Origin of the sequence: Mesorhizobium sp. M7A.F.Ca.US.006.04.2.1 (genome assembly GCF_004022915.1) — a bacterium.
Lineage (GTDB): Bacteria > Pseudomonadota > Alphaproteobacteria > Rhizobiales > Rhizobiaceae > Mesorhizobium > Mesorhizobium ciceri.
The window spans coordinates 1-892 of the sequence record NZ_RZQA01001415.1; the positions used below are offsets into that span (position 1 = coordinate 1).

Here is an 892-nt window from a genome sequence, read left to right on the forward strand (position 1 = left end):
GCTCGGCACAAGGCTGAGATCGGGGAAGCGTTGGAGCAACAGCCGCACCGCAAGGCACATCTGCTCGCGTGCGAAGAACCGGCCCGAACAGAAATGATGGCCGAAGCCGAAGGCGGCATGGTTGCCTTCGTTGCGGTTGATGTCGAAGCGGTCGGGATCGGCAAAGCGGCTCTCGTCGCGGCTTGCCGAAGCGACGAGGGCGGCGACGGCAGCGCCGGCCGGGATCGTCACGCCGCCAAGCTCGACTGCCCGCGTCGTCTGCCGCGTCTGCGTGCCGATCGGCGCCACCCAGCGCAGGCCCTCGTCGACCGCCTTCGGCACGAAAGTCTCGGGATCGGCGAGCACCTGCCGCAATTGCTCGGGACGAGCCAGCAGGCCGGCGAGGATCGAGCCGGCGCCATGTCCGGGCTCCTGCATGCCGCCAAGCAGGATGACCTTGATGCTCGGCATCAGAAAGTCGATCGGCCGCGTCGTGCCCTCCGGCATGCCGTCATGCAGCATATGCGACAGCGCCGAGTCATCTGGCTGGCGCGCAAGTCTTTCCAGCGTCGGCAGGATGGCGTCGCCGACCTCGGCACTGATTGCGTCGGCGATCTCCTGCCGTTTCGGATCGTTCTCGAAATTGATGGCGCCCTGGGCAAGGCCGTAGAACCAGCGGCGCAGCGTCGGCATATCGATGCCGGCAAGGCCGAGCGAGCGCGCCAGGCTGAGCGTCGACACCGGCTCGAAATAATCGGCCATCAGCTCGGCGGAGCCCTGGTTGGCGATCCGGTCCAGAAAAGGTTCGGCAATCGACCGCACGAGGTCGCCGGCATAGGCGGCGACGGTGCGCGGCCGGTATTTCGGGTCGACGCCTTGGCGCAGTTGCTTGTGCGTCTCGCCATCGGTGGTC

Annotated in this window: 1 protein-coding gene; it reads right to left on the reverse strand. The window is 66.9% G+C overall.

Features of this window, described 5'->3' with window-relative positions; translation table 11 throughout:
* On the reverse strand, nucleotides 1-892 hold an 892-nt coding region (locus EN925_RS37735), incomplete at both ends, for a cytochrome P450 (protein WP_164894762.1).